At 30.6% G+C, this 3,327-nt stretch carries 1 protein-coding gene; it reads right to left on the bottom strand.

The genetic code is table 11. From position 1 onward, the window contains the following. Positions 1-3,144: 3,144 nt before the first annotated feature. The coding region (locus ACFIKE_RS08835; RefSeq protein WP_375649376.1) for a Na+/H+ antiporter NhaA at positions 3,145-3,327 on the bottom strand (183 nt) is incomplete at its 5' end.

Raw genomic sequence — 3,327 nt, forward strand, 5'->3', positions numbered from 1 at the left:
AAAACTCTCTTATTTTAAACTTGTTCATGATGAATTTAAAAATGGTTGCTTATACATTACAAGAGAAAGATGTTTGGGTTAAAACTGTTTAAGAAGGGATATAAAATATGCCGTCTACAAACGTTTTAGAGCCTATAGAGAGGGATGGAGAAGTCTTTGCGATATAAGCCGTAATAGAATAAGGAGCAATGCACTGCGTTTATTCAAAGGATGCATGTGTTACATGAGGGACAGCCTCGTGAATACAGATTTAATATTATAAATCTTAGCGCAATGGGGGCGCATCGGATTAGTGACGGAATTACCAAAAATAAAATTTATGATGTATTTTCTAGAGATGTTTAGCTTATCTCAAATGATTATTTATGACTTTATGTATATCTTGCAAATTTAATTTTTTCTGTATTATGAGGCAATAAAAAAATATATCTCTATAGACAATATTTATGTTGCGCTATAAGTTATAAAATTATTATATCTTATACATTTATGGCTTATAGTTCTTCGAGAAGCACTTTTCATAAAATCATGTAATTATAGATCAAAATTAATGGTAATGTTGTAGCGTGTTGCTTATGGTTTTATTACTTAAATTTTTTCTCATGTCTATTTATTTTTTTTTGAATTATGATTAAGATTTTCAGAGTTTTCGATGCCTCCATATGTTCTTTAGGTTAACTTTCTTCCCTTAACTACTCTATTAAAAATATTTTCTGTGTCATACTGCCAATCACGCATGAAATACATTCTTCCGTTTTTGTAGTATGTCGTGCTAGTTTCTTATCATGTTTACATATTTTTCAAATGGTGGCCTTTGTAAGTAAAACTCTTCTTGTAAGAAATATAGCTATTTTTTTTATTCAGTATATGAATGCGAAAGTATTCTTTTGTAGAATAATGCATTCGAATGGGAATGTCCATTTGAAGTGAATAGAAGATATGTTATCAAAGTGCGATAATTAATACACTTATTCCCAATAAAGATATTTTTATAAATATTATTTTCTATAGTATTTTGTATTTTTTAGTTTGTTCTTGTCTATTTTTTATCGCTTAATTATTTCATGTGGAATGTGTAAATATGCTTCATTTTTTACATTTAGTATTAATAACCACTCTTTACGCACATAATTTTGTGTATCCAGGCAGAATAATTGGTTCTTCTATCAATCTCCACTATATTCTTTCAAATATCTGGACTACTAACTTAATATCAGCTGCGATAATAGCGAGCTTCTTGAGCACTACAACCTTTAATTTGTAAATATTCTACCATTTCATTATATGCTTCCCCACCAAGGAGAAGATAATACGCTTGAGCACCCAGTAGATAGGGGGCGTTTAAAAGTTCTCTGCCATCACTGGTTGTATTAGATTATCTACTATTAATTTGCTTCTTGAATAATTCAGAATTATGCACAATGAAAAAAGCATCTTGAGTAGTATAGCCTATAGTTTTTAGATATTTTATGATTTTTTTATTTGTAAAGAGCTTTTTTGACATGCATATGTCTTTGATTTTACAACTTTTGGTATCTGTAACTGTGTGGTATTATGTTCACAACCAGCAGCAAATATTCCACTGAATATTACAGCTGATAGAATAAGATTTTTAAATATGAGGTAGCTTACTAAATTTTCTCTATAATTTATTTTTATACAATGTGTGTTAATTTTACTTGATTAATATATAAAAATTTTAATGACAATATTATTGTAATCTTATTGTATTTAATGTGCCGTTGTATAATTCGAAAGTCTCAGAAGTGTTGCTTTTTAAATTATCTGTAAAGAGTATTTTATGGCATCAAAAATATACAGCGAGCTCTTTAAACAAAAAGAAAATAAACATCAAATAAGAGCGGGAAAAGTGGAGAGAAACGATATATATGTTCTATTTTCCACCGATCATGTGTTTTAGAATAGTCTAAATGACTAAGGTTTTCTTTTTTCCCCCGAGTTAATTATGTAAACTAGGGTGCCCCCTATGGAAGCATACCTCAAGTTTAATTCTTTCATGGAGTGAGACAAGTGATGTGTCGATGATAAAAAACGAGAATATTTTTCACCCCATTGTCAATCTAGTAGTGATTTTATGACGTTGTTATTTGAAATAAATCTTTTGTTTTTTGTTACCCGTATCAATATCTAATGTCAGCGCAGATGCATGTTTGACGATATATATTGAAACGGATAAGGCTCCTACGAGCAACTTCTGTTTTTGTATGCCAGATAGGAACAAGAATGTTGCGTATACCTGTTGGGATAATTTCTGAAATGGAGATAAAACCTAATTGGGGAAGAATATGAAGCCATAAAAGTGAAAAACAGCTTCCATTTTACAACTTCCTTTTAATTCTGCTTTACAACTTTCAAAGGTATTGACAGAAATATCTTTTAAATAATGGATATTACACATTGGTTCACGTTTTGTTTATTGCGTTATTTAAATCGTATATGCCTTTCACGTAAAACAAAACGCTATTATATTGCCAATTTACGCGCTTGTTTTGAAGAAATATCTCTCCCCAAGTCCATTACGGTGCCTGTGGATGGTGTAACGTAAAATTTATTGGGGACCATCTCCCTTACTTAGATCAAAGGTGTCAGTTGGTCGTCATCATTTTATTTTTAGTTTTCGTGTTGAACAGCTCTTGTGTTTATATGAAGCATTCTTATTTTTTTCTTCAAATAATTTTACTCCATACTCCTCCTCGGCTTGTGACGTGTAAGCGAATAGTTTTGATTGATGCATCATGTACAGATTTAAAATGAGAAAATCTTACGATATTTGGACTCCATTCAAGATTTATAGTGATAAATCAAATACTTTTATCCAAAAACAATGTGCCTTTTATATTGAAGCAATTAAAATCATTCCTGTGCACATCATGAATGGAGATGGTGTATGAGTAAAAGATTATTGAAGAAAGGAATAAAAATATCTCTTATGAATCTTCTTAAGTGTCAAAGGTTGTTGCAATATTAGAGGCTCATAAATAGTATGATGATGTTAGTTTTCTCCTTCATAAGTATGAAGATGAGGCAAGACAACGGATTTTACATTAAATATTGTCCGAACCCAACAAATAAGAAAAATCATTTTTAAAAGTTCTGCATAAAAATGTATTTTCAGTTAGTTTGTTAGGAACTATGAGAAATTCCTTTATTGCGCTTAATATAAATAAACCCATATCCCAGACCGATAAGAGCAGATAAGCCAGAGCCACAAAGGACCCCAATTTTTGCCGCATCAAGCAGAACAATATCTTTAAAAGCGAGCATTGAAACAAAGATAGACATTGTAAAGCCAATTCCTGCTAAAAA

Source organism: Bartonella sp. MU70NMGDW (assembly GCF_042194085.1).
GTDB classification, from domain to species: Bacteria; Pseudomonadota; Alphaproteobacteria; order Rhizobiales; family Rhizobiaceae; genus Bartonella; species Bartonella grahamii.